At 38.4% G+C, this 25824-nt stretch carries 26 protein-coding genes; 11 read left to right on the top strand and 15 right to left on the bottom strand.

Features of this window, described 5'->3' with window-relative positions; genetic code table 11:
- Positions 1-38: 38 nt before the first annotated feature.
- Positions 39-1427, top strand: coding sequence for a YdeI/OmpD-associated family protein (locus ACE1EF_RS00750; RefSeq protein ID WP_375718684.1), 1389 nt, complete (start codon positions 39-41; stop codon positions 1425-1427).
- A gap of 1 nt (position 1428) precedes the next feature.
- Here the strand turns inward: ACE1EF_RS00750 and ACE1EF_RS00745 are convergent, their stop codons facing one another.
- From ACE1EF_RS00745 to ACE1EF_RS00730, 4 genes are all read right to left on the bottom strand, one after another.
- Entirely contained in the window at positions 1429-3381 is a 1953-nt protein-coding gene (locus ACE1EF_RS00745) for an acetyl/propionyl/methylcrotonyl-CoA carboxylase subunit alpha (protein WP_375718683.1), read from the bottom strand.
- A gap of 19 nt (positions 3382-3400) precedes the next feature.
- Positions 3401-4198 carry an enoyl-CoA hydratase-related protein gene (locus tag ACE1EF_RS00740; protein ID WP_375718682.1) on the bottom strand — a complete coding sequence of 266 codons (798 nt, stop codon included), beginning with the start codon at positions 4196-4198 and terminating at the stop codon, positions 3401-3403.
- 94 nt (positions 4199-4292) lie between these two features.
- Positions 4293-5900: a carboxyl transferase domain-containing protein gene (locus ACE1EF_RS00735; protein ID WP_375718681.1), complete on the bottom strand. Its 1608-nt coding sequence runs from the start codon at positions 5898-5900 to the stop codon at positions 4293-4295.
- A 90-nt stretch (positions 5901-5990) separates the two neighbouring features.
- Positions 5991-6707, bottom strand: a complete 717-nt coding sequence (locus tag ACE1EF_RS00730; protein ID WP_375718680.1) for an SIMPL domain-containing protein — start codon at positions 6705-6707, stop codon at positions 5991-5993.
- A 129-nt stretch (positions 6708-6836) separates the two neighbouring features.
- Here ACE1EF_RS00730 and ACE1EF_RS00725 point away from each other — a divergent pair, with 129 nt between their 5' ends.
- From ACE1EF_RS00725 to ACE1EF_RS00715, 3 genes are all read left to right on the top strand, one after another.
- Positions 6837-7595 carry a DUF6920 family protein gene (locus tag ACE1EF_RS00725; RefSeq protein WP_375718679.1) on the top strand — a complete coding sequence of 253 codons (759 nt, stop codon included), beginning with the start codon at positions 6837-6839 and terminating at the stop codon, positions 7593-7595.
- The gene (locus ACE1EF_RS00720) at positions 7595-8134 is read left to right on the top strand and encodes a 2'-5' RNA ligase family protein (protein ID WP_375718678.1); all 540 of its coding nucleotides are present in this window, start codon (positions 7595-7597) and stop codon (positions 8132-8134) included. Before ACE1EF_RS00725 ends, ACE1EF_RS00720 begins: the two co-directional genes overlap by 1 nt.
- A gap of 101 nt (positions 8135-8235) precedes the next feature.
- Positions 8236-9510, top strand: coding sequence for an ATP-binding protein (locus tag ACE1EF_RS00715; RefSeq protein ID WP_375718677.1), 1275 nt, complete (start codon positions 8236-8238; stop codon positions 9508-9510).
- A 17-nt stretch (positions 9511-9527) separates the two neighbouring features.
- On the opposite strand, the gene ACE1EF_RS00710 is transcribed toward ACE1EF_RS00715, so the two are convergent.
- The 6 genes from ACE1EF_RS00710 to ACE1EF_RS00685 all read right to left on the bottom strand — a co-directional run bounded on the left by ACE1EF_RS00710 (position 9528) and on the right by ACE1EF_RS00685 (position 15937).
- Positions 9528-10754: an ATP-binding cassette domain-containing protein gene (locus ACE1EF_RS00710; protein ID WP_375718676.1), complete on the bottom strand. Its 1227-nt coding sequence runs from the start codon at positions 10752-10754 to the stop codon at positions 9528-9530.
- Positions 10755-10778: 24 nt separating this feature from the next.
- Positions 10779-11180, bottom strand: coding sequence for a HEPN domain-containing protein (locus ACE1EF_RS00705; RefSeq protein WP_375718675.1), 402 nt, complete (start codon positions 11178-11180; stop codon positions 10779-10781).
- Complete coding sequence (locus ACE1EF_RS00700) at positions 11177-11494, bottom strand: nucleotidyltransferase domain-containing protein (RefSeq protein WP_375718674.1); 318 nt, start codon at positions 11492-11494, stop codon at positions 11177-11179. Before ACE1EF_RS00700 ends, ACE1EF_RS00705 begins: the two co-directional genes overlap by 4 nt.
- Before the next feature lie 33 nt (positions 11495-11527).
- Positions 11528-12304, bottom strand: a complete 777-nt coding sequence (bla, locus tag ACE1EF_RS00695) for a subclass B1 metallo-beta-lactamase (protein WP_375718673.1) — start codon at positions 12302-12304, stop codon at positions 11528-11530.
- Between the two features lie 90 nt (positions 12305-12394).
- Positions 12395-13363, bottom strand: a complete 969-nt coding sequence (locus ACE1EF_RS00690) for a T9SS type A sorting domain-containing protein (RefSeq protein WP_375718672.1) — start codon at positions 13361-13363, stop codon at positions 12395-12397.
- 126 nt (positions 13364-13489) lie between these two features.
- On the bottom strand, positions 13490-15937 hold the full coding sequence (locus tag ACE1EF_RS00685) for a plasma-membrane proton-efflux P-type ATPase (RefSeq protein WP_375718671.1): 2448 nt from the start codon (positions 15935-15937) through the stop codon (positions 13490-13492).
- Positions 15938-16309: 372 nt separating this feature from the next.
- Here ACE1EF_RS00685 and ACE1EF_RS00680 point away from each other — a divergent pair, with 372 nt between their 5' ends.
- Positions 16310-16483 (top strand): hypothetical protein, encoded by a 174-nt coding sequence (locus ACE1EF_RS00680; protein WP_375718670.1) that lies wholly within the window; start codon positions 16310-16312, stop codon positions 16481-16483.
- A gap of 10 nt (positions 16484-16493) precedes the next feature.
- Here ACE1EF_RS00680 and ACE1EF_RS00675 read toward each other — a convergent pair whose 3' ends face one another.
- The 4 genes from ACE1EF_RS00675 to ACE1EF_RS00660 all read right to left on the bottom strand — a co-directional run bounded on the left by ACE1EF_RS00675 (position 16494) and on the right by ACE1EF_RS00660 (position 20298).
- Complete coding sequence (locus ACE1EF_RS00675) at positions 16494-16895, bottom strand: hypothetical protein (protein WP_375718669.1); 402 nt, start codon at positions 16893-16895, stop codon at positions 16494-16496.
- A 54-nt stretch (positions 16896-16949) separates the two neighbouring features.
- Positions 16950-17954, bottom strand: a complete 1005-nt coding sequence (locus ACE1EF_RS00670) for a hypothetical protein (RefSeq protein WP_375718668.1) — start codon at positions 17952-17954, stop codon at positions 16950-16952.
- A gap of 147 nt (positions 17955-18101) precedes the next feature.
- Positions 18102-19601, bottom strand: a complete 1500-nt coding sequence (locus tag ACE1EF_RS00665) for a sensor histidine kinase (RefSeq protein ID WP_375718667.1) — start codon at positions 19599-19601, stop codon at positions 18102-18104.
- Between the two features lies 1 nt (position 19602).
- On the bottom strand, positions 19603-20298 hold the full coding sequence (locus tag ACE1EF_RS00660; protein WP_375718666.1) for a response regulator transcription factor: 696 nt from the start codon (positions 20296-20298) through the stop codon (positions 19603-19605).
- Between the two features lie 184 nt (positions 20299-20482).
- On the opposite strand from ACE1EF_RS00660, the gene ACE1EF_RS00655 reads away from it, so the two are divergent.
- Complete coding sequence (locus ACE1EF_RS00655; RefSeq protein WP_375718665.1) at positions 20483-20869, top strand: DUF302 domain-containing protein; 387 nt, start codon at positions 20483-20485, stop codon at positions 20867-20869.
- Here the strand turns inward: ACE1EF_RS00655 and ACE1EF_RS00650 are convergent.
- On the bottom strand, positions 20866-21861 hold the full coding sequence (locus tag ACE1EF_RS00650; protein WP_375718664.1) for a polysaccharide deacetylase family protein: 996 nt from the start codon (positions 21859-21861) through the stop codon (positions 20866-20868). The genes ACE1EF_RS00655 and ACE1EF_RS00650 overlap by 4 nt on opposite strands.
- Positions 21862-21980: 119 nt before the next feature.
- On the opposite strand from ACE1EF_RS00650, the gene ACE1EF_RS00645 reads away from it, so the two are divergent.
- The 5 genes from ACE1EF_RS00645 to creD all read left to right on the top strand — a co-directional run bounded on the left by ACE1EF_RS00645 (position 21981) and on the right by creD (position 25782).
- A complete protein-coding gene (locus tag ACE1EF_RS00645; RefSeq protein ID WP_375718663.1) occupies positions 21981-22685 on the top strand; it encodes an SAM-dependent methyltransferase in 705 nt (234 codons plus the stop codon).
- 100 nt (positions 22686-22785) lie between these two features.
- Complete coding sequence (locus tag ACE1EF_RS00640) at positions 22786-23190, top strand: hypothetical protein (protein ID WP_375718662.1); 405 nt, start codon at positions 22786-22788, stop codon at positions 23188-23190.
- A 327-nt stretch (positions 23191-23517) separates the two neighbouring features.
- Entirely contained in the window at positions 23518-24141 is a 624-nt protein-coding gene (locus ACE1EF_RS00635) for a hypothetical protein (protein ID WP_375718661.1), read from the top strand.
- The gene (locus tag ACE1EF_RS00630; protein ID WP_375718660.1) at positions 24141-24434 is read left to right on the top strand and encodes a winged helix-turn-helix domain-containing protein; all 294 of its coding nucleotides are present in this window, start codon (positions 24141-24143) and stop codon (positions 24432-24434) included. Before ACE1EF_RS00635 ends, ACE1EF_RS00630 begins: the two co-directional genes overlap by 1 nt.
- A gap of 52 nt (positions 24435-24486) precedes the next feature.
- Entirely contained in the window at positions 24487-25782 is a 1296-nt protein-coding gene (gene creD, locus ACE1EF_RS00625; RefSeq protein ID WP_375718659.1) for a cell envelope integrity protein CreD, read from the top strand.
- The last annotated feature ends 42 nt before the right edge of the window (positions 25783-25824 follow it).

Raw genomic sequence — 25824 nt, 5'->3', positions numbered from 1 at the left:
ACCTGTAAATTTAATCGCATAATTAAAACCGTAGGATCATGGCTTTAAATTCCCTTGTATTGTTCTTTCATGATCAAACAGAGCTTTTGTTTAGAAATTTTGAATTGTTAAAAGAAAAACAAAACAATAAAAACATACATAAACTGCGCCTCTCCATTAAGTCCATAAAATCAACCCTAAAACTTCTCAATACTGAAAATACTGTTCAAATTGACAGTCATGGAACATACAACAGGCTTATCCCGCTTTTTAAAACAGCAGGATTTCTTCGTGAACACAACATAAATCTCAAACTGATTAAAAAGTTTAACCCGGGTAGCTCTGCAGAGCTTGACCGTTTTTTTCAGTCTAAAATAATGCGGGCAGAACAGGAACTCCATAATGAAATTGAAAAACTTTCCATCAAGGATCTTCAGGAATGCTGCCAAAAAATATCCACAGTTATAAAAGAGCCTGATTTTAATGCACTTGCTCTTATTCTTTTAAGAGGTATCCGAGAAAGAACGGATCAGATTAAAATACTGGCAGCAGATTCTGACAGCATGCACAGGCTACATAAAATCCGGCGATTTATCAAAGATATTGATTATACCCTGTCCTGGTTAAGTGATAGTCATGTTTTCATTCCCGGAATTAACCACGACAGCATTGCATCGCTGGGAAAAATAATTGGTCGCTGGCATGACATTACAGTTTTTAGGCATGAATTAACGGAATTTGAATCGCATTTTCCCAATACTCCAGTAATGGCGGATAATGTTTATATGGCAGAATCAATATTAAGCAAACAGATACTGGATGCACTAAACGACTTACACCTTGAGCCGGATTTAAAAAACACGATTGATATATTCCTCCGGTTCAAAACAAGAAATGAACTCAGGGACTGGCTGAAAATTAACCACAATAAATGTTCGGGTTTCAGAATGGTTTTTTACAAAAAACACACAGGCATATCAAGTATTAATTATAATGACGCAGTGGAAGAAGCACTTTGTTTCGGCTGGATCGACAGCCTGGTAAATAAAATTAATGAGGACATTTACACCAGAAAATTTACTCCACGCAAATCCGGGTCAAGGTGGTCTCCATCCAATATACAACGGGTTGAGAAATTAATGAAGCTTGACCTGATGGCTGAACCCGGCTTAAAGGCGTTACCCTTAAATCCTTTATCAGGAAAACCGGAATGGAATCGGGTCAATGCTGAAGTATCCGGAGAAGACGGACACAAACTTCCAAATCAAATTGAAGAAATTTTTAAGACAAATGAACCCGCATGGACCAACTTTAATAAGCTTGCCAAAAGCTATAAACATAATTACATTCTATGGATCACAGCAGCCAAAACAGATGCCACCAGAAATAAACGCATCGAAAAATCCATTCAATTGCTAAAAGAAAACAATAAGTTGGGGATGGTATGACCTACTCCAGTTCAATTACCAGATCATTTCCGTTCAGTTGTTGTCCTTCAGTTACAAGAACACTTTTAACAGTTGAATCGTGATCGGCCACAATCCTGTTTTCTATCTTCATGGATTCAATTACCAGCATTGCTTTCCCTTTCACAACCTTTTCACCTGGTGTTACATAAACACGCATAACACGGCCAGGTAAGGGAGAAACAACATTTCTGGCTTTCAGCTGAGCATCTGACTCTGTTAATTTGCGTTTCACTATGTTGGGCTGAACCAGATGTATAGTATGATCGATTTCAATATAAAATGAGCGGTCGGTTTTTTGGGACCATGTAACCTTGACCGGTTCATTCAAAAGAACAAATTGTAATTCATATTCCATAAACCTGGGTTGGCTGCAACGGTAATTCTTAGCATTTACGGTAAGCTGCCAGTCAGCATCGTTAATCTTATATCCTGAAACATGATAGGTTTTATCCGCAACAGTTAGATTGTTCACTTGCTGATGCCGCCAGTTCCCCAGTTTTGACCAGACAGAACTACTACGGCCTGTTATGCCTGAGTTCAGAAAAAACCATGCAATTACAAAGCGTTCATCAGGCAGCACCACAAAATCAGTGTGCCTGTCTGCATACAGATCACAATACTGAGTATAAATTTTATTTTGGATTAAAACAGGTGATTTTAAAAGATTGGTGAGAAAACCTTTATTGGTTTTCACACCTTGAATTTTATAATCCTCAAGGGCTCCAATCATATTCTTCATGGCTTCCAACCGGTCATTTCCACCTGTAATCACCTTTGCAATCAGGGGATCATACGCAGATGACATTCCTGCCGTTTTTTCAAAGGAGCCATCGACCCTTACGGATTTTAATTCTGGAGCTGCATTAAGAGTAAGCGTTCCGTTTTGCGGCATAAAACCGTTTTCAGGATCTTCAGCATACAACCGGCATTCCAAAGCATGCCCTCTACATATTACTTCGTCCTGTGTGAACGCAAACTCATTACCCGCAGCTATTAATAGTTGTTCTTTAACAACATCTATATTAGTAACAAGTTCCGTAACGGGATGTTCAACCTGAATTCGCGTATTCATCTCCAGGAAATAAAAATTTTCATTCCTGTCCACAATAAATTCTACAGTACCGGCATTGCGGTATTTTGCTGCTTTTGCAAGTTTAACAGCATTCTGATGCAGACTGCCCCTAAGGGCATCACTTATTCCGGCTGCTGGAGCTTCTTCAATTATCTTCTGATGACGGCGCTGTACCGTACACTCCCGTTCGTGCATATGGATCACATTGCCGAAATTATCACCAAAAACCTGCACTTCAATATGACGGGCTTCCTCGATAAACTCTTCAATATATAGTGATTCATCACCAAAAAACATTCCTGCCTCCCTGCCGGTGATATGAAGTGCATCTTCAAAATCTTCAGCATTGCGGACAATCCGCATTCCTTTTCCACCTCCTCCGGCCTGTGCCTTGATCATAACCGGATATTGCAACACGTCCCTGTATTTCCTGAGTTCATCCGCTGAGCCATAACGGGCGTGTAAAACAGGTACACCAAGTTTTTCTGCAAACTCGCGTGCACTACGCTTGTACCCCATCAATCTGATTACATTCGGAGACGGCCCGATCCATTTTATGCCAACGGCTTTACACATTTGTGCAAAATCAGCATTTTCGGACAGAAATCCATATCCGGGATGAATGGCATCCACACTGTTTGCAAGGGCAATATCAATAATGCGTTCTTTATTCAGGAAAGTATCAGCCAGTGTATTGCCTTTCAGTAAAACAGCTTTATCTGCAGCTTTAATATAAGTATGATCCGTATCATCGCTGGTATACAGAACAACCACTTCGGTTCCCATCTGGTGAGCCGTTTTCAAAATACGGGCAACAATCTCACCGCGGTTTGCAATCAATATCCTGTTAAATATTTTCATCGGAACTTTTTTATGTTCATCAGCGTCCCTTCCAGTTTGGTGAGCGCTTTTCAAAAAATGCTTTCATCCCTTCATATGCATCTTCAGTCTGCTTGGCTGATACCAGAATTTCACAGGTTTTATTGATCATGGCATCGTCAAGAACTCCATCAGAAAGATCGTTGATCAGTTCCTTAGAAACATTCACGCCAACCGGTGAACCTTTAAGAACTTCACGCATAAAGGTAATTGCAGCCTCAATACCTTCACCTTTCTTCTTTACTTCATCCACAATACCAATACGTAACGCTTCAAATGCATTGAACCGTTCTGCAGTATAAACCTTAGCTTTTGCCACCGAAACAGGAATCTTTTTCAAAATATACGGCATTATCGTAGCCGGCGTAATGCCCAGTCTGACTTCAGAAAACCTGAACTGGCTGTCCATTTCAGCATATACCACATCACAGGCGGCCATCAGACCAATACCACCACCGTAAATATTATTATGCACAACTGCAATAACAGGGATTCTGAACCGATAGATTGTATTAAACAAGCTGGCCAGTTGGTGACTGTCAGCAAGGCTTGTTTCATAATCCTGTGAACCGGACTCCTTCATCCAGTTGATATCAGCACCGGCACAAAAAGATCCACCATTACCTGATAGAATTACACCTCTGAAATTCTGATCCTCTTCAATCCATGAAAAGCATTCCAGCAATTCAGTAATCATCTGGAGATTCATAGCATTGTGTACATCGATCCTGTTAAGCCGGATATGCGCCACCTGGTTTTCCAGAATTTTATCTACTTCAATCGTTTGATATGTCCTCATATTAATCAGAAAATTTATCCCTATTCACAGACTTACAGGTACCAACTGCATGATACGATGTTCAATTCTCAACGTTTCGCAGCAACAAACAATTCTAAAACCGGAATACACCGGGTTGCGGATCGCCGACCTTTTTGCACAATGCTGCAGATATGGCCATTCCCAGTACATCTCTTGTATCTGCAGGATCAATAATACCATCATCCCACAAGCGAGAAGTACTGAAATAAGCTGAACTTTCAACGTCGTAACGATCCGTTATTTCTTTTTTAAATTTTTCAAGTTCATCTATGTCGACAGGATTTCCAGTGGCCTGCATTTGCTGGATTTTTACCGTACTCAGAACATTGGCAGCCTGCGTACCTCCCATAACTGCGATGCGTGCATTGGGCCACATAAACAGGAAATCAGGATCATATGCCCGTCCTGCCATAGCATAATTACCGGCACCGTAAGAACCACCGACAATCACCGTAATTTTCGGCACATTACTGGTAGCTACCGCATGAACCATTTTAGCACCTTCCTTGGCAATACCTTTGTGCTCGTAATCTTTACCAATCATAAAGCCAGTAATATTCTGAAAAAATAATAATGGTATCTTACGGTAATTACACAATTCAATAAAATGTGTTCCCTTGAGTGCCGATTCAGGGAAAAGAATGCCATTATTAGCAACTATTCCAACAGTATAACCATGAATACGGGCAAAACCGGTAATAAGTGTTTTACCATAATTAGCTTTGAATTCCTGAAACTCACTTCCATCCACAACGCGGGCAATAACCTCGTACATCTCCATCTGTTTGCTTTGTCGGGCCGGTATGATGCCGTACAGTTCATATGGATCATATACCGGTGGAACGGCCTTTTCCATCCGGACCTGATGCTTTTGCGGTGGAGTAAGTGTTGAAAAAATATCTCTGCAAATACGTAAAGCGTCAAGATCATCTTCTGCCAGATGGTCCGCCACGCCGGAAACTGAAGTATGCACATGTCCACCACCCAGATCTTCTGCTGTAACATCTTCTCCGGTTGCAGCTTTAACCAAGGGTGGCCCTCCCAGAAAAATCGTCCCCTGGTTCTGCACGATAATCGATTCATCACTCATGGCAGGAATATATGCTCCACCTGCTGTACAGGATCCCATAACAATGGCGACCTGTGGAATTTGTTTTGAAGAAAGTTGTGACTGCAAATAAAAAATGCGGCCGAAATGATCGCGATCAGGAAAAACATTTATCTGCTCGGGCAGAAAGACACCACCGGAATCCACCAGAAACACAGCCGGCAAATGATTGGCAAGCGCAACTTCCAGTGCCCGGATATGCTTCTTAATTGTTTCCTTCACATAGGTTCCGCCCTTAACCGTTGCATCATTTGCAATGATGACGGTTTCAATATTCCGGATCAGACCGATACCTGTAATTATACCTGCAGATGGGAAACCATCACTATACTGTCCGTTGGCTGCTAAAGCTGAAAACTCAAGAAAAGAGGTATGCGGATCAATGAGATGATCTATGCGCTCCCTGGCCGTCAGTTTACCCCTTTCCCGGTGCCGAATAACCGGTTTTTCTGAATCACGTTGTAAGATAGCGCCCAGACGACCACGATACTCATCCATGAGCAACTCAAAAGCATTCCTGTTTTCAGTGAAGCTTTTTGATCCCGGAATAATATGTGATGTTAATTTCTCCACGTTTGTAATACAGTAAAGAAACACTCACCACCAGTTTTTGTTTACAGTTTGACAGTACATTTTTTAACCTTTATTAAGGTTATGCACAACTCAATCCTCCCTTTTTGGGTTTTGAATTGCAAACCGTACCAACATGGTACTCTCAAACTTAATCTTTTCAAATTCTATCTCCGGCAATTCCTCTTTTTTTATGGATGAAACACCACGTACCATTATATTATTGCTCATGGTGTTTGGCCGGTAGTATGTAAAATTCTGTTCCTGGATAAACAAAGCTTTGCCAGCGCCCTGATCAATAGCCTCAGCAAGATAGTCTGCTTTATCCCGTGCAGCTTTTATGGCATTAACCTTAACCTGTTTTTGATAATCAGCCTTTAGTGAATGATCCACGTGATCGATGGTAATATTGGAAATATCCAGTTTTTCCAGTTCTATAAACACAAGGCTCAGCGTTTTAGTATCATGTACAATTAACTGATACTCCTTGCTGGACTGGATTTCATCTTTTTTTAACCAGTGGGCATTAAAATTACTGGCAAAATCTTTCACCGCAAGATCAGACTTCACATCTATACCGATATTTTTTAGTGCGTCATACATTTTTCGCTCCTTCTCTTCAAGCGAAATTTTACTCTTGTTATCAGCTTCACTGATCAGAATTTTAAGGTAAATCTCGTCAGGGATGACTTCAATTTCAGCTTTGCCTGTAACTTCAATATAGTTCTGATCAATAAAGTTCTTTTCTCCGGTTTGAGCTTTAAGTATCAGACCGGAACACAAAATAAATAGGAATACAAGTTTTTTCATGTGATTAATTTTTATTCATAAGATGTATAAAGATAGAATTTCCATACGATTGGATGTACATTTTAGTTTTTTTAAGGTTTTGCAACTCTATGCTTAAATACTAACTTTATACGATTCAATAACAGGGCTATGCATTTTAATCCATTTTCTTCATTCAGCCGGCATATAAAGCGTCTTTTTTCAGTTTCCGGTAAATTTCAGCCAAAACCGGTTGATCCGGTTCTTTTTGATCGTCTGCCTGCCCCGGCACAACGCTACTTTAAGCATGTACTGACTGAAAATCAAAATTACATCAGCTCAGCCCGGTTAATTCATGATGGTGAATTCAGGGTCAATCCTAACCAGAAATGGTCAAAAATAAAAGGTGAGGAATACTTTACCATAGAACCACCTGGTTTTGTCTGGCGGGGAAAGGTTCCTTTTATGAGCGCCACCGACCTTTTTATTAATAAGCAGGGCAATCTTCAAATTCATCTTTTTCAAACCATACGAATAATTAATAAGAAAGATGAGAAAATAAATCAGGGTGAACTACTGCGCTGGCTTGCAGAGGCTCCGTGGTTTCCAACAGCATTGCTACCCTCCAAAAACCTGTCATGGGAAAAAATAAATGACTCCGAATGTAAAATTATATTCTCCTCAGAAGGGATAGATGTTGATGCCAGGGTTCATATTAATAATAAAGGAGAAATCACGAAGCTTCAGGCAAAACGGTTCAAAGACGATACGTTAAATAACTGGACAGGGATTTACAATAACTATCAGAAAGTGAATGGTATGTTGATACCGATGTCATGTGAAGTATCGTGGAACCTTGAAGAAGGAGACTTCTGTTATGCCCGTTTTAACATAAAAAAAATTGAATATAACATCCCAAAACAATTCTGATGAACCTTTATTTTATTGCGGTCATACCGGATGAGATTCTTATGGAAAAAGTAAAAAATATGAAACTGGAGATTCAGCAACGGTTTAATGCAAAACATGCCTTAAAATCCCCGGCTCATATTACATTGCAAATGCCATTTAAACGAAATGAAGACTTTGAACATGAATTGGACGAAGTTTTGAATAATTTTGCAACAAAACAGTCTTCATTCAAACTGCATCTTAAGAATTTTGGCTGCTTTAAACCTCGGGTCATCTATATTGATGTGGAAAATCCTGCCCCACTACAGCTCCTTCATGCAGGACTTAAAAAGCAACTGATTACAAAACTCAGCTTTGATCAAAAAGAAGTCACACAAAAGATTACACCTCACATGACGCTGGCAACAAGGGATCTGGAAGCAACGCAATTTTACAAAGCCTGGCCCGAATTTGAAAAACAAATATTTAATGCTGAATTCAACGTTGAAAGTATATTTCTCTTAAAACACAACGGAAAATTCTGGGATATTTACAGAGAGTTCAGGTTTGGAATTTAGAAGGAAGTTGTGCTTGTTAATGAAACTTTTTCACCTGCTCAATACTGCAAAATTTTCGAGTATGGAAGATTATTCATAACTTTATATAAATATTTTCGAGTATGGAAGATTATTTTGCAGCATTGGAGAAATATAATTTCTGGAACGGAAATGTTCCCCAACTTGGATTTTATCGTACGAATTATACTGACAAAATACTGGATTATACAGGAAATAAACTTGTTAAAGTATTAGTTGGTCAACGTCGCGTAGGGAAAAGCTACATATTACGCCAAATAGCACACGAATTGATCGAGAATAATGTAAATCCCATAAATATATTTTATATCAATAAAGAATTTACGGATTTTGACTTTATTACAGATTACGAAAATCTGGAAGAACTTTTAAACCTTTATAAAAACAAACTCAAACCCGAAGGAAAAATATGGTTATTTATAGATGAAATACAAAATATAAATGGCTGGGAGCATTTTGTCAATTCCTATTCACAAGATTTTGCAGCCACTTATGAAATATTTATAAGTGGCTCTAATTCTAAAATGCTTTCAGGAGAGCTGGCCACTCTTCTTTCAGGCAGATATGTTAATTTTGAAATTCTCCCTTTTAGTTTTATAGAATATACAGGCATTACTCAAAAAGAAAATACCAAGCAAAGCTATATTGCATATTTGCAAAGTGGAGCATTGCCTGAACTTTTTGTATTACCTAATAATGAAACAAAACGAAACTATGTATCAGCTATTAAGGATACAGTCCTTCTTCGGGACATTATACAACGTCACACTATCAAAGATCCTAAATTACTGGAAGATATTTTTGTTTATCTGGTAAATAATGCTTCAAACATGATTTCAATAACAAATATTGTAAACTATTTTAAAACAAACGGACGTAAAACGACGTACGATACTATTTCCAATTACATTAGTTTTATTGAAGATACTTTTCTTATACATCGCACATCTCGTTATGACATAAGAGGGAAAGAGACAATTTCCGGAAACTGCAAATATTACATAAACGATTTATCATTTAAAAACTATTTATATTCAGGATTTGGCTATGGTACTGGTTATATGCTGGAAAACCTTATTTACCTTGAACTTCGACGGGCAGGATACGAAATTTATGCAGGAACAATGCGAGATAAGGAGGTTGATTTCGTTGCTCAAAAAAGTGACAGAGTATTATATATTCAAAGTACCTATCTTTTAGCAAATGAACAAACAACATATCGTGAATACGCTGCATTAGAAGCAATACCAGACAATTATGAAAAAATGGTCGTTTCCCTAGATGATATTTTACTGCCATCAAATAAAGGAATACTTCATGTTCACGCATGGGATTTGCATAAGGTTATCAGTAATTAAAACGAATGAAACGGATATTACTTTCTTGATCTGCCAATCGATCCTTCATCTCCCGGAAACAACTCATAAATCTGTATTGGCACCAGTCCGGCTTCTTTGCGGTGTGATACAAACAAAATGGTCGTAGAAGTCTCTTCTGCAATTTTATTAATCAGTTGATTAAATAACATAACGTTTTCATCATCCAGTCCAACGGTTGGTTCATCCAGAATAAGTAAAGGCGGATGTTTAACCATGGCTCTGGCCAGTAAAACCAAACGCTGCTGACCAAATGAAAGTTTCTGAAAATACCTCTTTTTCAGATGCCCCATTCTTAGCAGGTTCATCCATTCCTGAGCTCTTTCCCGTTGAATATCTGTTGGCTTAACATATAATCCTATGGAATCCAGAAAACCTGAAATTATCATGTGTTCTACGGAATCCATTCGGGAAAACTGTTGAGCCATATCCGACGAAAAGTATCCGATTTTTTTGCGAATTTCCCAGATGCTTTCGCCACTCCCCTTTTTCAAACCAAACAGGGTAATATCCTGTCCGTATGCTTTGGAATTGTGGCCATTAATCAATGATAACAATGTGCTTTTACCGGAACCATTAGGCCCCATGAGTTGCCAGAAATCTCCCTGGTTAATACGCCAGTTTATGTCTTTAACAATTGGGCGTCCATCGTATGATACATTGACGTTTTTAAATTCTATCAAGGGATTATCGAAATCCGAATAAGTCTGGATTGGTTGTGGAACAGCATTCACAAAATACATGGTACTGTCTGGGTTATTAATAACAGATCTGTCGTATTTTGTAAAAGTTCCATCAGTATCAACATATATTTTACCAATAAAAGACAAAATATCATCCTTCCGGTTGGCGATCTGAATAACTACAACTCTTTGGCTTAACTCAATAAGCCTTTTTGCAATGCTTTCCTGTGAAGCTACATCCAGATGATCAAAAATATTATCTACAATGATGTAATCCGGCTCCTGATCGATAATCCACTGCAACAATAATTTCTTCTTTTCACCTTCCGAGTATTTCTGAAAACTGTTCTTAGGACTTTGAATGATCCCGAAATGTTCGTGTCTGATTTCCTCAGCAATTATTTTTTTCAGGGTAATATCAGAGAAAAGCTCGCCTTTTAATTCTGAAAGGGGTTTTAAGATGCGTCCTTTAAACAGATCATCTATCAACTGCTCCTTATTATCGTTATTGGAAATATAAAATGCTGCGTGATGGAGTGCCATTTAGATTTTTATAAGAAATATGATTCACTTTATTGATTTGGCTATTTCCGCTTCAATTAAATCTATCATTTCTTTCACCGGATCAAACAAAGGTTTAACCGATTCATTATCATAATCAAAAATATTTTCATAATCCCCCTTCTGCCTCCAATCAAAAAGTTCAGACAAAAGCAAACCATATTTTTTATCAAATACCCCTGTTTTTACAAAATGTAATGAAAACTGGCTTTTAGTAGACGAATGTGACTTTGTTTGAATTTCATGTAAAACAAGTAACGCATTAACAGCATAAAAAAGAGAATAATACAACCTGTTTACAGCGGAATTCCAAAAACCTTTCTCAGCTAAAACGTTAGCAGCTTCATAAGTCTGCCAGGCAGATGAAATTCTGTATTTAACATACTGGATTCTTTCTTCATCCGTCATATATTAATTCCCTCCTGACTTACATTCATAAAAAATGGGGTTTTATTTTGAACATTCGTCCAATCGCTTTTGGAATACACAAAAAGTGAAAAAGATTCTCCGGTAGTTAATTCCAATTCATAAAGAACTGTTCTGAATTTTCTTTCTGCTAAAACATCAGGATTATAATTTGTTAATACCAAAATATCCCAATCAGAATCAGGCCTCTCGTCTCCCCTTGCCCTTGATCCATATAAAATCACCTCGGCATTTGGGTCAATATGATTCACTGATTGTTTTATTAATCTTGATATGTAACGTGTTTTTTTCTTCATATACCAAAGTTACAGAAATGATTTAAAATTTCATCATTCCATCTTTTCGTTTGCCAGTTCCAGGGTATGCTTAATCAATTCCATTCCACCATATTGTCCGTGTCCGGGAATAACAATTTTTGCCTCGGAAAACTGCTTCTGAAGTTTTCTGATCGTTTCAGGATATGCGTTCAGGTCACCATCAGCTGTATTGCCAAGGTTTCGGGAATTTAGACTTTTAACAATACATCCGGGGAATAAAATTTGTTCCGAAGGAATCCAGACCACAATGTTATCAAGTGAATGAGCAGCACCAAGGTAAAAACATTTTATTGTTTTGCTCCCGAATTCTAAAAACAAAGAATCCCTGAATCCAAACAAAGGAACTGGAAGTCCTTTTTCATGGCAAATCTCCCTGGTTTGTTCATTGGCATACGACAGGATGTGCTGATCCTGAATATACTGTAATCCACCCATACAGTCTTCATGCCAGTGATTAGGAACAAAACCGACTACTTTTAAATGCAAAGAATCTTTCAGGTAATTCAGCAGAATTTCTGTTTGTGCATCGTTCCAGGGAGAATCAAAAAGAAAAGCTTTGCCCTTATCGGTTAATACTAATCCATTGGCACCTACCCTGCCATACCCCTCTACCTTAGAAAAAGAAACATGGATATAGGCATCATCCGAGATTCGAATAAGGCTTACATCGTCTGATATTTTTATAGTTTTATCGCTAAAACCGTTTGCATCATTCAAAACAGGTACTGACTGTGCATTAAAAAAAAGGGAATAAGCTAAAAAACAGCCCAAAAGAAATATACTTCTCATACTTCAGAAATTACTTCAGAAAGTTAATCAATATGGATCAACAATCAAATTTAACTAAAACAACAAATTGAATAACATAATCATGTTCAATTATTGCACCACAATGTATTTTAATGCTGAGATTTCATTGTCTGGATTTACTTTTATGATATAAGTCCCCGGTAATAAGTTATTGACGGAAAGCGCCACTTCGTATTTATCGTTAAAAATTTCGTTCAATACCATTTTTCCTGTCAGGTCATAAACATCAACCTGTATCTTTTTGTATACAGCCTTCAGACGAATATTCAGAATGCCAGAAGATGGATTGGGATAGATTGTTATTATTTCTTTCAGATCATTATACTCAATATTATTACCTAAATCCACGGAATACAACTTAATATCATCAATCATCCATCCTTCTTTGCCAGTATCCACGCTATCACTGATAAAATTAAAGCGAATGATTAATGTATCCATTGCATCGAACTTCATAGTTTTTAATCCAGCTGGAAGTACATACCATGCTAAAATTATGTTTTGCCAACTCTGAGAATTTCCACTGAATCCAATCTCTTCATTTGTTAATTTAGTTGTCATATACTCATAATATCCATTATAAAGACTCCTTGGTGTTTCATTAAAAAAATATGAAGTATCCTTAAAAACATTTAACCAGCTTTTACCATTGTCATAAGATATTGTTATATACCCCCCATCTTTTAAGGTATCTGTATCATATTTTTGTTTGAATTCAATAAATAAATCATATGGATAGTAGTCAGGATAATTAAACCTTCCAATTTTTATGTCAAAATAAGAGTAGTTATTTGCCGGATAAGATTTTACTGTATCAGTTACAATTACATTTTTCCCACTATAAGCACTTTCAAAGATAGATTTCTGAGGTTGGCCTATTTGCCAGATATTTTGCGATGATGTATCAACTTCCAAATATTCATAAGGCTTTTCAAATGTAATTGTATCCCAAACATATATAATTCTATCATAATCCTGTGGATATACGGATGAACGAACTAATCCTAAAAAACAAATGGCAAATAAAATCTTTTTCATGGTTCAATAAATTAATGAAAGGTAGGATAAAGTTATAAAAAATAACAGCTAAAGGCAATTAAAAAGTCCCGGCAAAATGAGTCAGCCGGGACCTGTCCAAATGTTAACCAAGACTCTATGGTTGAGCTATTTCTTAAAGATCATATCTTCATGATCCAGTACCTTGTATATTCTTACTTTCAAAAAGTCTGTAATTAAAAATGCTGCAATGGCATAACCCCAGATATAAAGAGCCAGTGTCCATGATATTGGTGTAATGAACCAGCCATAAACAGCCACAAACGTGGCGAGTATTTTTGTAATGACTGCCGCCCAGAACATCGTTGCACTCGGTTTTATGGACCAGAACGGACCTTTGGTCCGGGTCAGGAAAATCGTCAGGTGCCCGGCAATTGCCAGCTTCAGAAAAATAAATGTCTGAATCTGATCCTTGGTCAGATCGAGAACCTGTTGTCCGATATAAAATATACCGAAGGAGCTGATTACACCAATAATACCCAAAAATGTCGCCATACTCAGAATGACTCTCATGTTCCAACGTTCGGGTTCATTGGAGTACCTTACATTATCGTATGCGATAGCCATGATCGGAGCATCATTAAACAGTGCCAGTAATACGATCATTATGGCCGTAATTGGATAAAAATTAAAGGCGATGATGGCCAGTGTGATAAAGAACAAAACCCTGATCGTTTCTGCAATCCTGTATATGGCATAACTGTTCATGCGCTGGAAGATCTTTCTGCTCTCCTTTATGGCATCAATTAAAACAGAAAGGCCTGGTGATGTCATGACAATATCTGCTGCTGATTTTGCAGCATCTGTAGCCCCGGCTACAGCCAAACCTGCATCTGCCTTTTTAAGCGCCGGAGCATCATTTACACCATCACCAGTCATACCTACAATATGTTTTTGCTGCTGCAACAACTCAACAATCCGGTATTTGTGTTCGGGGAAAACCTGTGCAAATCCATCTGATTTCTCGATGATTCCAATAGCCTCATTATCCGGTTTATCCAAAAATTCCGTCGCCTCGCTTATATGATCCCCAAGATTAACCTTGCGGGCGGTCTGCCTGGCAATAGCCAGATGATCTCCGGTGATCATTTTTACACTAACACCCATTTTTTCTGCCATGGCAATGGTATCAGCAGAATCTTCCCTTGGCGGGTCAAAAAGCGGAATCAATCCTACGTATTCCCAGTCACTTTTCTCTTCCTTTAAAGCTACGCCCAATGCCCTGAATCCTTTTGAAGCAAATTCATCGATTTGATCATTGACTGCTCCAGATATAGTTTTTGCCGATTTTTCTGATAACAGGTTAAGAATGACCTGAGGTGCTCCTTTTGCAACTGAAACATTTCCTTTAACCGGAATAGACACACTTGCTTCACTCCGTTTTATTACGGGATCAAAAGGCTTAAAATCAATAACATGGCAGCCTTCAAATAATTTTCTGACGGTATCATCAGCCATTGCATCGTTGATAATGGCTGTATCAATGGGATCCTTGTCCTCCTCTCGTGATGCCAGTGATCCATACAGCAAAACATCCTCCGGTTTATATTTTCCCAGGGGTCTGACTTCAGACAGTGTCAACTCGTTTTTTGTGATGGTGCCGGTTTTATCTGAACAAAGGACATCCATTCCTGCCATCTCCTCAATAGCAACCAGTTTACTTACAATAGCTTTCTTTTTAGCTAAAACTGAAGCTCCAACAGCCATTGTTACAGATAAAACAGCAGGAAGAGCTACCGGAATAGCTGCAATCGTCAGAACCAGCGCAAATTGCAGTGTATCCAGGAAGTCCTCGTGCCTGTAAAGCGACAACAGAAAAATAATGGCAATCATAATGGCTGCCAGAACAATAAGATAGTGGCCGATTTTAATGACTGCTTTCTGAAAGTGACTGATTGTTTTAGCTTCAGCAACAAGCTTTGCCGTTTTCCCGAAATATGTATTCTGACCGGTTGCCACGACTATACCGTCCATTTCTCCCTGGCGGATAATAGATCCGGAATAGGCCACATCATTCCTGTGTTTTTCAACCGGTAATGATTCACCGGTTAAAGCAGATTCGTCAATGGTTAAATAATCTCCTTTTACCAGTTTTACATCTGCAGGTATAATATCACCAAGTCTGAGTCTGACCATATCACCTGGCACAAGTTCCGCTGATGCCACCTCTCCCCACTTCCCGTTTCTGAATACGCGTGCCTTAAGGGCCAGTTTTTTCTTCAACTGACTGATGGCATCATCTGCTTTAAACTCCTGCCAGAACCCAACTACAGCGTTCAGCAACAACAAAACAAATATGATCCAGAAATCTTCCCAGTGATGAATAACAGCCGATAATATTGCGGCCACCTCGATCATCCAGGGAATGGGTCCCCAAAAATATCCCAGAAATTTTAACAGTGGATTTACTTTCTTTTCGCTTAACTCATTTGGGCCAAATTCTTTTGCACGTTCTTTTACCTGATCATCTGTGAGGCCGCTTTCTTTTGCTTCAAGGTTTTCATATACCTCATCAACAGTCATCTTCTTAAATGCTTCAATGTCAAAATGTTTCATAGTGGAGAATTTTTATACCGTATTCACACCAAAGGTTGAATCGTAGTACGTTTAATATATGGTGTACAGAAATGATTTCGGGAAGTGAGTCCTGAAAAATGTAACGCTGTTTGGATGTTTTCAATCGTGACATGATGCAACGAAAAACGTTTATCATTTTACATAATCACCCTGAATAACAGATTAAAACCGCACATACCCTTAAAATTAATTTTTTTTATCCGATTTAAGTTGATTTTAAACTTCGTTAAACGAAGACACCCCCTGACATAAAGATTTTAACATTACAAAGCCTAAATAAAACGGTGAAGTGAAATTTTGAAGAAAATGAATTATAAATTATCTTTCGTTTTTAAATTTAAGATTACGATTATGAGCAAAGAAAAAGTTTTAGAAGTGCTTAAGGCCGCCGGAAAACCGTTAAAAGCTGGAGAAATTGCAGATGCTGCAGGTCTGGATAAAAAAGATGTGGATAAAGCGATGAAAGAGCTTAAAACAGATGATGCTATTGTATCACCTAAACGTTGTTACTGGGAACCCAAATAGGTTCTCAGTTTTATTTTCCGTTCTGTGTAATTGTTATCCCATCAAAATAGTCTCCTGCTTCCAGTCCTATTCTTATTATTCGGCTTAAATCTGTCGGATTTGGATCAATTCTGATAAAGAGATTCTTTGCGTCCTTTCTTTCCAGATAAAAGCAACTGTCCTGAATAACATATTCGGTTAAAGATTCCTGATTCACATCAAAATTATAAAACCATGCCGTATCCACGGCTACATCCGTTATCCACCACCAAGTACCTTCAGTGGTTATAGTAGCAGAATCACCATTAGAACTGAAATTCAAAGATTTAGTTGAAAGTTTTATTATATCATCCCATTTCCCAATAGGTTCCCTTTCTGTACAGGCCGCAATTAAAACGGTCATAACGAATATGATAAATATTCTTTGTTTCATTTATTCTGATTTTGTACTATAGAGTAAGGCGCACAAAAAAAGGTTGCACATCAACTATTTTCCAAACCTGTAAACCAATGAAAGTTGTTGTGACTGATCCAGAACAGAAAAATCGAGCAGATGAAAAGACAGGTTAAAGCGACCTTCAACATGATCGTTTTGAAGAAATTTCCATATGATATCAGTCCTCAGGTAATTTTCAAGATCATAATACCGGTCTCCGTTTGTAATATGGAGTCCGTCACCTTGTTTAAAATTAACTCTTAAGGCAAAATACTTTATTTCACCATACACTTCTGCTATAAAACTCCAGGCATTCTGAAAAGCATCACTTTGTCCCCTGTTTCTGTATGTTGATTCCAGAATACCTGCCCTGACATATCCCGCCTGCAAGGGCAGTACCTTGTTAAGATCGGATCCGGCATACAGTGCCAGCGCTAAATTGTCTTCAACAAACTCATTATCACGTTTTATTCCACGCCCAGCATAGTGAAAAAGCGTGATGTAGTTCTGAAAAAAGAAAGAACCACTCCTTATTTCACCACTTAAAGCTGCCATAAATGTTTCTCTGCGATCATCAGTCTGCCGGCTTGTCCAGTCCACAAAGCCCCCCTGATGCCCCCAACTCCAGCGGTAATCGGCATAAAAACCTTCAATATTCGGACGGTAATAATTAAACGTATCGGTAATTAATGCCAAAGGGAAATCAATATGCTTCATCCGTGGGAAGGCTCCAAAATAAAATGTTTTTTTATCATCGTCATACTGATAGTAGGCAATTAGTTTTGGGAGTTGTTCATCAAGTCCGCTACCAAATTCAAAGAGGTGATCTATACCAACACGGAACCGGTGAATCCCGTCAAGTGTAGTCCCCAGGGCAAAGCTGGTGCGCTCGCCCAGCATGGTTTGTGATATGGCATTTTCATATCCGTCATATTCACGGTTATCGCCAAAACCATAAAACTGCAGATCATACTCAGGTTTCTGAGCCGAAATCTGAATTCCTGAAAAGCATAATATGGTTAAAATGATATGGTAAAATCGTATTGTCTTTTGCATAATATACAAAGGAAATAAATTATTGCATATCATCTCCCGGTAGATTCCTGTTTTTAAACTGAAGAGGTAAACGGACCCGAATTGCCACAATTGATGTTGAGGCGCTATCTGTTTTTAAAAAAACTGACAGGCTGAATTAGCGGTATCTTACGCCATTTCAGCCACCGGCAGATTAAATGAAAAGCTTGTGCCTTTACCGTACTGACTTACAACTTTAATATCAGAATGATGCAGTTCCATTATCTTTTTCACAATTGCCAGGCCAAGACCGGTACTGTCCGCATGTTCATGACTTTTATAATACCTGTCAAAAATATGTGGAATATCTTCCTGCTTTATCCCCTGTCCCGAATCCGAAATTCGGACCTGTACCTTCTCCTGACTTTTCATATCAACTTCTATATTAATCGTATCACCATCTTTACAAAACTTAATGGCATTATCAATCAGGTTCTGAAGCGCTCTTTCAAGAAGGGAAATATCTGCTTCCACCAACGGTAAATCGCCGGATAGGATTGTATTTATACTTACCCCTTTCTTTTGTGAAATGATCCGGAATTTTGCGGCAATATCAGACACCAGTTCACCGATTACCAAAGGCTCAAAATCCGGCTTTATCTGATTGGTTTCAAGCTTTGATAATTCAAACAGTTCAAAAACCAGTTTTTTTAACCTTTCACTGCTTTTCACAATAGTTTCAAGGTATTTTCTTTCATCCTCCGGTTTTAGTTTTCCCTGTTTCAGCATCAAGGTTTCGGCATAGCCCTGAATGGAGGCCACGGGAGTGCGTAAGTCATGCGATACATTGCTGATTAATTCTTTCCGGAGGTTATCAACGCCCTTGAGTTCTTCAATATTCTTCTCTATGGTATCAGCCATTTCATTGAAAACCAATCCAATGCGATCCAATTCACTGTTATCTTTTACATCAATCCTTGCATCATATTCTCCTGCTCTGAAAGCCTGGATGCCTTTGGTTATACTTTTTAGTTTTTTTGTAAGGAACCAAAAACCAACCAAACCTGTAACAGCAGCAATCAGCAATATAACAACCATCGATCTTATAGATACCCCCAGGATATAGCTTCCGATTACGGTATGAGACGCCGAAGCATATTCCTGACTGGCAAGAACAATGTATATGTAACCGATCAGTTCATTATTTTCGATGATCTGTGTTGCAGAAAAAATTTTGGATTCGCCGGGATTTCTTGGATCATCTCCCAGAATAATACCCCTTGAACTGTCCTTCAGAAATTTTTTTACCGGATCCAGGGAAACATTATCCAGTTTTACAACTTTATCGGGGGCAACATAGCTAAGAATCTTTCCATCCGGGTTTAAGATATATACCTCAATACTTGGATTAACAACCATCATGGAATGCATGATGTCTCCAAGTGCCTCTTTATTCAGACTGTCTTTTGCAACAAGAGGCTGAATCACTCCCAGCATATTAGTTGCCAGTTCCCGGTTTAGTTTCTGGTTTACCTCTTCTGAATAACTTCGGGCTGACTGCACTGAAATATAAAGTACAATGGCAGCAAAAAATACCAGCACAATCAAAAAAATTGCTGACAACTGCCAGAATAAACGGCTGAATACGCCCGGTTGCTTTATCTCATTTTGTGTTCTTGTCTGAGTCATATTAGTCTTCTCTGAATTTATAGCCCACGCCCCAGGTTGTTAAAATGTATTCCGGTTTGTTCAGATTAGCTTCAATTTTAGTTCGCAGCCGGTTAATGTGAGAATTAACAGTATGCTCAAAGCCTTCAAATTCATAGCCCCAAACCTGGTTTAAAAGGGTCATCCTTGAAAAGGTTTTACCCGGATTGGAAGCCAGCAACAGTAATAAATCAAATTCCTTGGGACTGAGCTCCACCCTTTTACTGTTGATTTCCACTATCCGTTTGGCTTCATTGATATACAAATTACCACTTTTAATCTCCAGGTCATTTTCCTCCGAAACCTTTTGCGTCATCTCAATCCGTCGCAGTACAGCTTTTATCCGTGCAATAAGTTCTCTGATGCTAAAAGGTTTGGTAATGTAATCGTCTGCACCAATTTCAAGACCAAGAACCTTATCGATCTCTTCCGATTTGGATGTCAGCATTAAAACGGGGGTGTTGATTTTTTCCTGCCTGATTCTTTTGCAAACTTCGAAGCCATCCATCAACGGCAACCGAATATCCAGCAAAATACATTTATAGGCATTATTCAGGGCTTTCATAAGACCATCCTTACCATCATAGGCCTTGTCCACTTCAAAATTCATATCACCTACATGAATTGAGATGAGTTCTGAAATATCCTTATCATCCTCAATTATAAGTACTTTATCCATTGTTTTTATTCTAAAACAGAACAAAGTTAGGAACAGTTCATCACAGAAGTATCACAAAATAATCAATATTAAGTGATACATTTTATCTGAAATGTTATTCGTGTTAGTTAATTTACCTGACAAGTTGTTAACTTCCTGAACATATTGTAATTTGATTTGGTTAAACGTTAAAGTCAAAAAAATTATGAAATACTATTATTCAAAAACCGTTGATTACTCATTTGAGGATACAATTGAAAAACTCAAAGCTGAACTAAAGCCAGAAGGTTTTGGTATTGTGACCGAGATGGATGTGCAGGAGAAATTCCATGAAAAACTGGATGTTTATTTTCGGCCTTATAAAATTTTGGGGGCCTGTAATCCGAAGTTTGCATACGAAGCGCTTCAGGAAGATGACAAGCTCGGTACAATGCTGCCCTGCAACTTTATTGTTCAACGTCTCGACAATGAAAAGACAGAGATTGCTGCCATAAATCCGGTAGCCACAATGCAGGCCATTGATAATCCTAAGCTAAATTCCTTTGCTACAGATGTAGGAGATATATTAAAACGCGTTCTGGATAAGGTTTAGTTCCTTTTAAGAAGGTTCTTACCAGCAAACGATTTTAAAACATAGTACACATATTCCATTCTTACAATATCCAACGCTGAGGCATGATTGAACTCCATAGGAATGCGTTGTAAGTTGGAAGATATCTGATCCCATTTCATACCGGCTGTCCCAAAGGTCAGAACCGGTGACCCGGGATTTTCTTTGATCCGGTTGAAAAAACCGGTTGTAATTCCATCGTCGGTGAAAGGAAATGAAAATAAAACCGGTTCAACATTAAATTTTGTTTTCAGTTCACTTACCGACAATTCCGTCTGTTTCAGCTGTTCATCCATGGATATTTCGCTAAACCTGGGATGATCCACACTGTGTGCCCCAATTGTAAATCCATCATCGATAAGCGATTTTATCTGCTCAAATGTGAGATATGGCTGTTCGTTATTCAGAAATGCAGCAAAATTAAATCCCATCATTCCGGCGATTTCATCAAGCAGTTTTTTTTCCTTATACCGAATCCGCTGAATACGGTTTTTTATTTCGCTGCTGTCTGACTTAACCTTTAATTTCTCTGCTATGTTTTTTACGGTATGGTTATCTAACTGATCTGCTGATTCTGTCAGCAGGCTTGCTTTATATCTGTAAAATAAATCTTTGTTATCAATAAACGCAGTGTTTATAAAACAGGCAGCAGGTATGCCCTTGCGTTTTAAAACCGGTGCTGCAACGGCATAGAAACTGCTGAGACCATCGTCAAATGAAAGCCAGAATGAGGGTTTTGAAGGCTTTTCACCATTTACAGTCAAACGGATCAGTGTATCTGTATCAACAGGTTCAAAGTGTCGTAAAAGCGCATCCAGATCACTTTCAAATTCTTTTGAGGATTTTACACTATACGCATGCATCAGGTGTGGCCTGGGATTATCTTCCACAGCATGATAAAACGGCATCACCAGTTTCTGACCAGTGAGGGTGGTTAAAAGCCGTATCGGTTTTAACCGCCAAATGGGAGCCATTTTTAGCAAGAAGGATTTCATAAGACAGACCGAAGATACATAATTTGAAGCTTTTGAGAAATCCTGACCCTCTGGAATCGTAAATTCGCAATGAATTCTTTATTTTTGGTTCAAAAAAGATGGCGTCACACTTGTATTTGCTTCCAACACTCATGGGCGAAACAGTTCCGGAAGATGTACTTCCGGCAAAGAATATTGCACTGATTAAAACCTTAAAGCACTTTATTGTGGAAGACCTGCGAACTGCCCGGCGGTTTTTAAAAACAGTGGACAAATCCATTGATATTGATGAACTTACATTTTACCTCTTAAACGAACACACAACGCCCGAGGATGCTTCAAAACTCTTAAAACCACTCCTTAACGGGACAGATGTTGGACTGATGTCTGATGCGGGTTGTCCCGGTGTGGCTGATCCGGGGGCTGATGTTGTCGCCCTGGCACATGAAAAAAACATTCGGGTTATTCCGTTGGTTGGCCCCTCTTCCATCCTTATGGCTGTAATGGCTGCAGGCATGAATGGCCAGAACTTCTCATTTGTGGGGTATCTGCCGGTCAGACCAAATGATAAACAGAACCGCTTAAAAGAACTGGAACGCAGAATCATGCAGGAGAATCAGTCTCAGGTGTTTATTGAGGCTCCTTACCGGAACATCAAACTGGCAGAGGATCTTTTGAAAATGTGTTCGCCGAATTTAAGACTATGTATAGCAGTTGATATCTCAGCACCGGAGGAATATATTCAGACAAAGCGTATTTCAGAATGGAGAAAGAGACTACCTGAAATGCACAAAAAGCCAGCCATTTTTGTTTTAGGAAAGTAATATATCTCGAAAAACAATGAAAACAAGCCGTATTGCCTTCATCATTCTGTTGTCCTTTATTGCTGCATCGTGCAAAACAAACAAATCTTCAAATCAAATCATGAACGTACCGATCCCATTAATTATCTATAAAACAAAAGCAGATTACAGTTCATATGTTCCGGTATTATTAAACGGATCCAAAGACCGGATTATCTCCTATCCTGCACCGGGAGATTTAACCTTTAACGGTAAACCTGCCCTTCCCACTCAACTTAAAAACGGATACCTTCTTGACAATATGGGAATCGGCCCCAATACAGCTTTCACTTCATATACCTTCGAAGATTATGCTGCGCTGGATCAAACGCCTTCACCACAGGAGCTACTGAACCATATCATTGACCCCGATCCGTTCTCAGAGCTTTGGCTCTGCGGAAACCGAAATAATTTCAGCACAACAGAGGAATTAAATGAACTCATTCTTAAAGGGTTTAAACACAGTAAAAATCTTTTGAAAGATTAAAGCCTCCAATAAATCTTTACAGCTTCAAAATAACGTCTTTAACTGCGTAAGTAATATTCCTGCCTTCGCTATTAAGGATTAAATCTCTCGTTTTTCCGGTTAAGCTTCAGAGATTCCTCGCTTCTCAAGGAATGACAGGCATCCGCCAGTCCTGTACAAAACTAAAAGACTGTATTTCTGAGCGTAGTAAAATGAAGCGAAGAATCTTTATGAATTGTTGTTTTTAAGCCGGACAACACTGTTTAAATATTCCGGATTACTTAAAAATTGTTAATTGTGGTTTCAATTTAAAAAATAAATTAACTTTGCATCTCAAAGTACTATGTAATGAAAGACAAACAGGACGACATTCAGATTATACGAAAGATGATGGAGGAATCATCGCGTTTCCTCACTTTAAGCGGATTATCTGGAATTTTTGCAGGATTTTATGCATTGCTTGGTTCAGCTGTTGCCTACTTTTTTATCATGGATAAGGGTGCAAGAGGTCTGGACTACTCCTTTAATTATTTCCGCTTCGGTACAAACAGAACAGAGCTTTACTATCTTCTGGTTGATGCACTGGTTATTCTCATACTCGCTTTGGTTACAGCCTGGTTGTTTTCTTACAGAAAGGCCAGAAAAGAAAACAAACCATTCTGGACCAGAACAGCAAAACGCATGTTAATTAACCTTTTTATTCCACTGATTGCCGGAGGAATGTTTATTCTTGCCATGTTGTATCACAACCAAACCATGTTTGTGTCTTCATCTGTACTTATTTTCTACGGACTGGCGCTTTTAAATGCCTCAAAATATACCCTGGGGGAGATAAAATACCTGGGGTTATCAGAATTGTTAACCGGAATAATTTCCTTGTTTTTTATTGGCTATAGTTTTGTTTTTGCCATTTTTGGTTTTGGTATTCTGCATATTATTTACGGATTTGTAATGTGGAAAAAATATAAGTAGTGGGAAGTTTAATTGAAGGTTTAAATAAAGCATTTGAAAGCAGGGTAAGATTAGGGATCATGTCCGTTCTTACCGTAAATGAAACCGTTGATTTCAACACGTTAAAGGAATTGCTGGATGTTACCGATGGTAACCTTGCCAGTCACCTTAAAGCACTTGAAAAAGAAGAAATGATACAGATGAAAAAGAAATTTATCGGAAGAAAACCCAACACCACCTACTCGATTACCGAATATGGCTTAAATGCATTCAATGCGCATATTACCGCATTGGAGAAACTGTTCAACAGCTGATTTTTTTTAAACTTATACTTTGTATTTCAAAGTACTTTAAATATTATAAATTATGGAAGATAAAAACGACAAAACAAAATGGTATCAGTCATTCTCTTTTAAAATGGCTGTTTTGGGTTTTATAACCCTTATGTTACTCATTCCGTTACAGATGGTTAAAGATGTTATCCGCGACAGAATCAGCTTTTCAAATCAGGCTAAAACAGAAATTATGCAGATGTGGTCGGGCAATCAGACGGTGTCAGGTCCGGTTTTAAATGTTCCGGTCTACACCTATGAACAAACCAAGGATGGCAATATCATGGTTAACAGCATCCTGCACATTATGCCGGAGGAATTAATGATTAACGGTAATGTTGTACCGGAATTACGAAAAAAGAGCATTTATAAAAGTGTGGTTTATGCCTCTGACCTGAACATACACGGAAAGTTCAGCCAACCGGATCTCTCCGCCTGGCCAGGCTATTTTATCCGATGGAAAGATGCCTATTTTACTTTTGGTATCAGCGATAACAGGGGAATAAAAGGAAGTCTTGAACTGAAAATAAATGATAAAAAAGTGGAACCCAGGCCGGGTGTTGCTGATCATGAAATATTTAAATCCGGTATAACCTTCAATATGCCACTGGATACAATGTTTGAAAACCTGACGTTCAGTATGAATCTTAAACTTAACGGATCGGAGGAACTATCATTTTTACCGGTCGGAAAGAATACTGAAATCTCCATCCGCTCTTCATGGCCCGATCCTTCATTCAACGGGGACTTTCTTCCTTACGAGAGAGACGTGACTAAAGACGGGTTTAATGCGGCTTGGAACGTAACTGAACTCAACCGTACTTTTCCGCAGGTCTGGAAGGGAAAGGCATATGATGTTAATCAACAAAAAATTGGAGTTGAATTCTTACTGATGGCTGATCACTACCAGAAATCTCTACGCAGCGTAAAATATGGTTTGCTCTTTATTGTCCTGACTTTTCTGGTTCTGATATTTTCGGAACTGTTTTATCACAATAAGGTGCAGTTGTTTCATTACATCATCGTAGCATTTGCCCTTATCCTGTTCTTCTCACTGCTTACAGCGTTAAGTGAACAAATAGGGTTTAACGGAGCTTACCTGTTATCTGCTTTTTTAATTGTTGCATCTGTATGGTATTTTACCCGCGGTTTTATTAAAAGTCCCCGGGTGGCTCTGATCCTGAACGGGATTCTTGTTCTGTTCTATCTGTTTATATTTATTCTGCTGTCCCTTAAAGATTATGCATATCTGGCAGGTAACATTGGACTGTTCATTATCCTTACTACAGTAATGGGAGTGTCAAGAAAACTAAAGATAAACGAAAAATAAATTCCCGGTGACTGTCCCGGATGTTGAATAACGGAATGTTTG

The organism is Quyinboa sediminis, from assembly GCF_042219855.1.
Lineage (GTDB): Bacteria > Bacteroidota > Bacteroidia > Bacteroidales > UBA5342 > JBHJHP01.
This window is presented reverse-complemented; position numbering and strand designations above follow the sequence as displayed.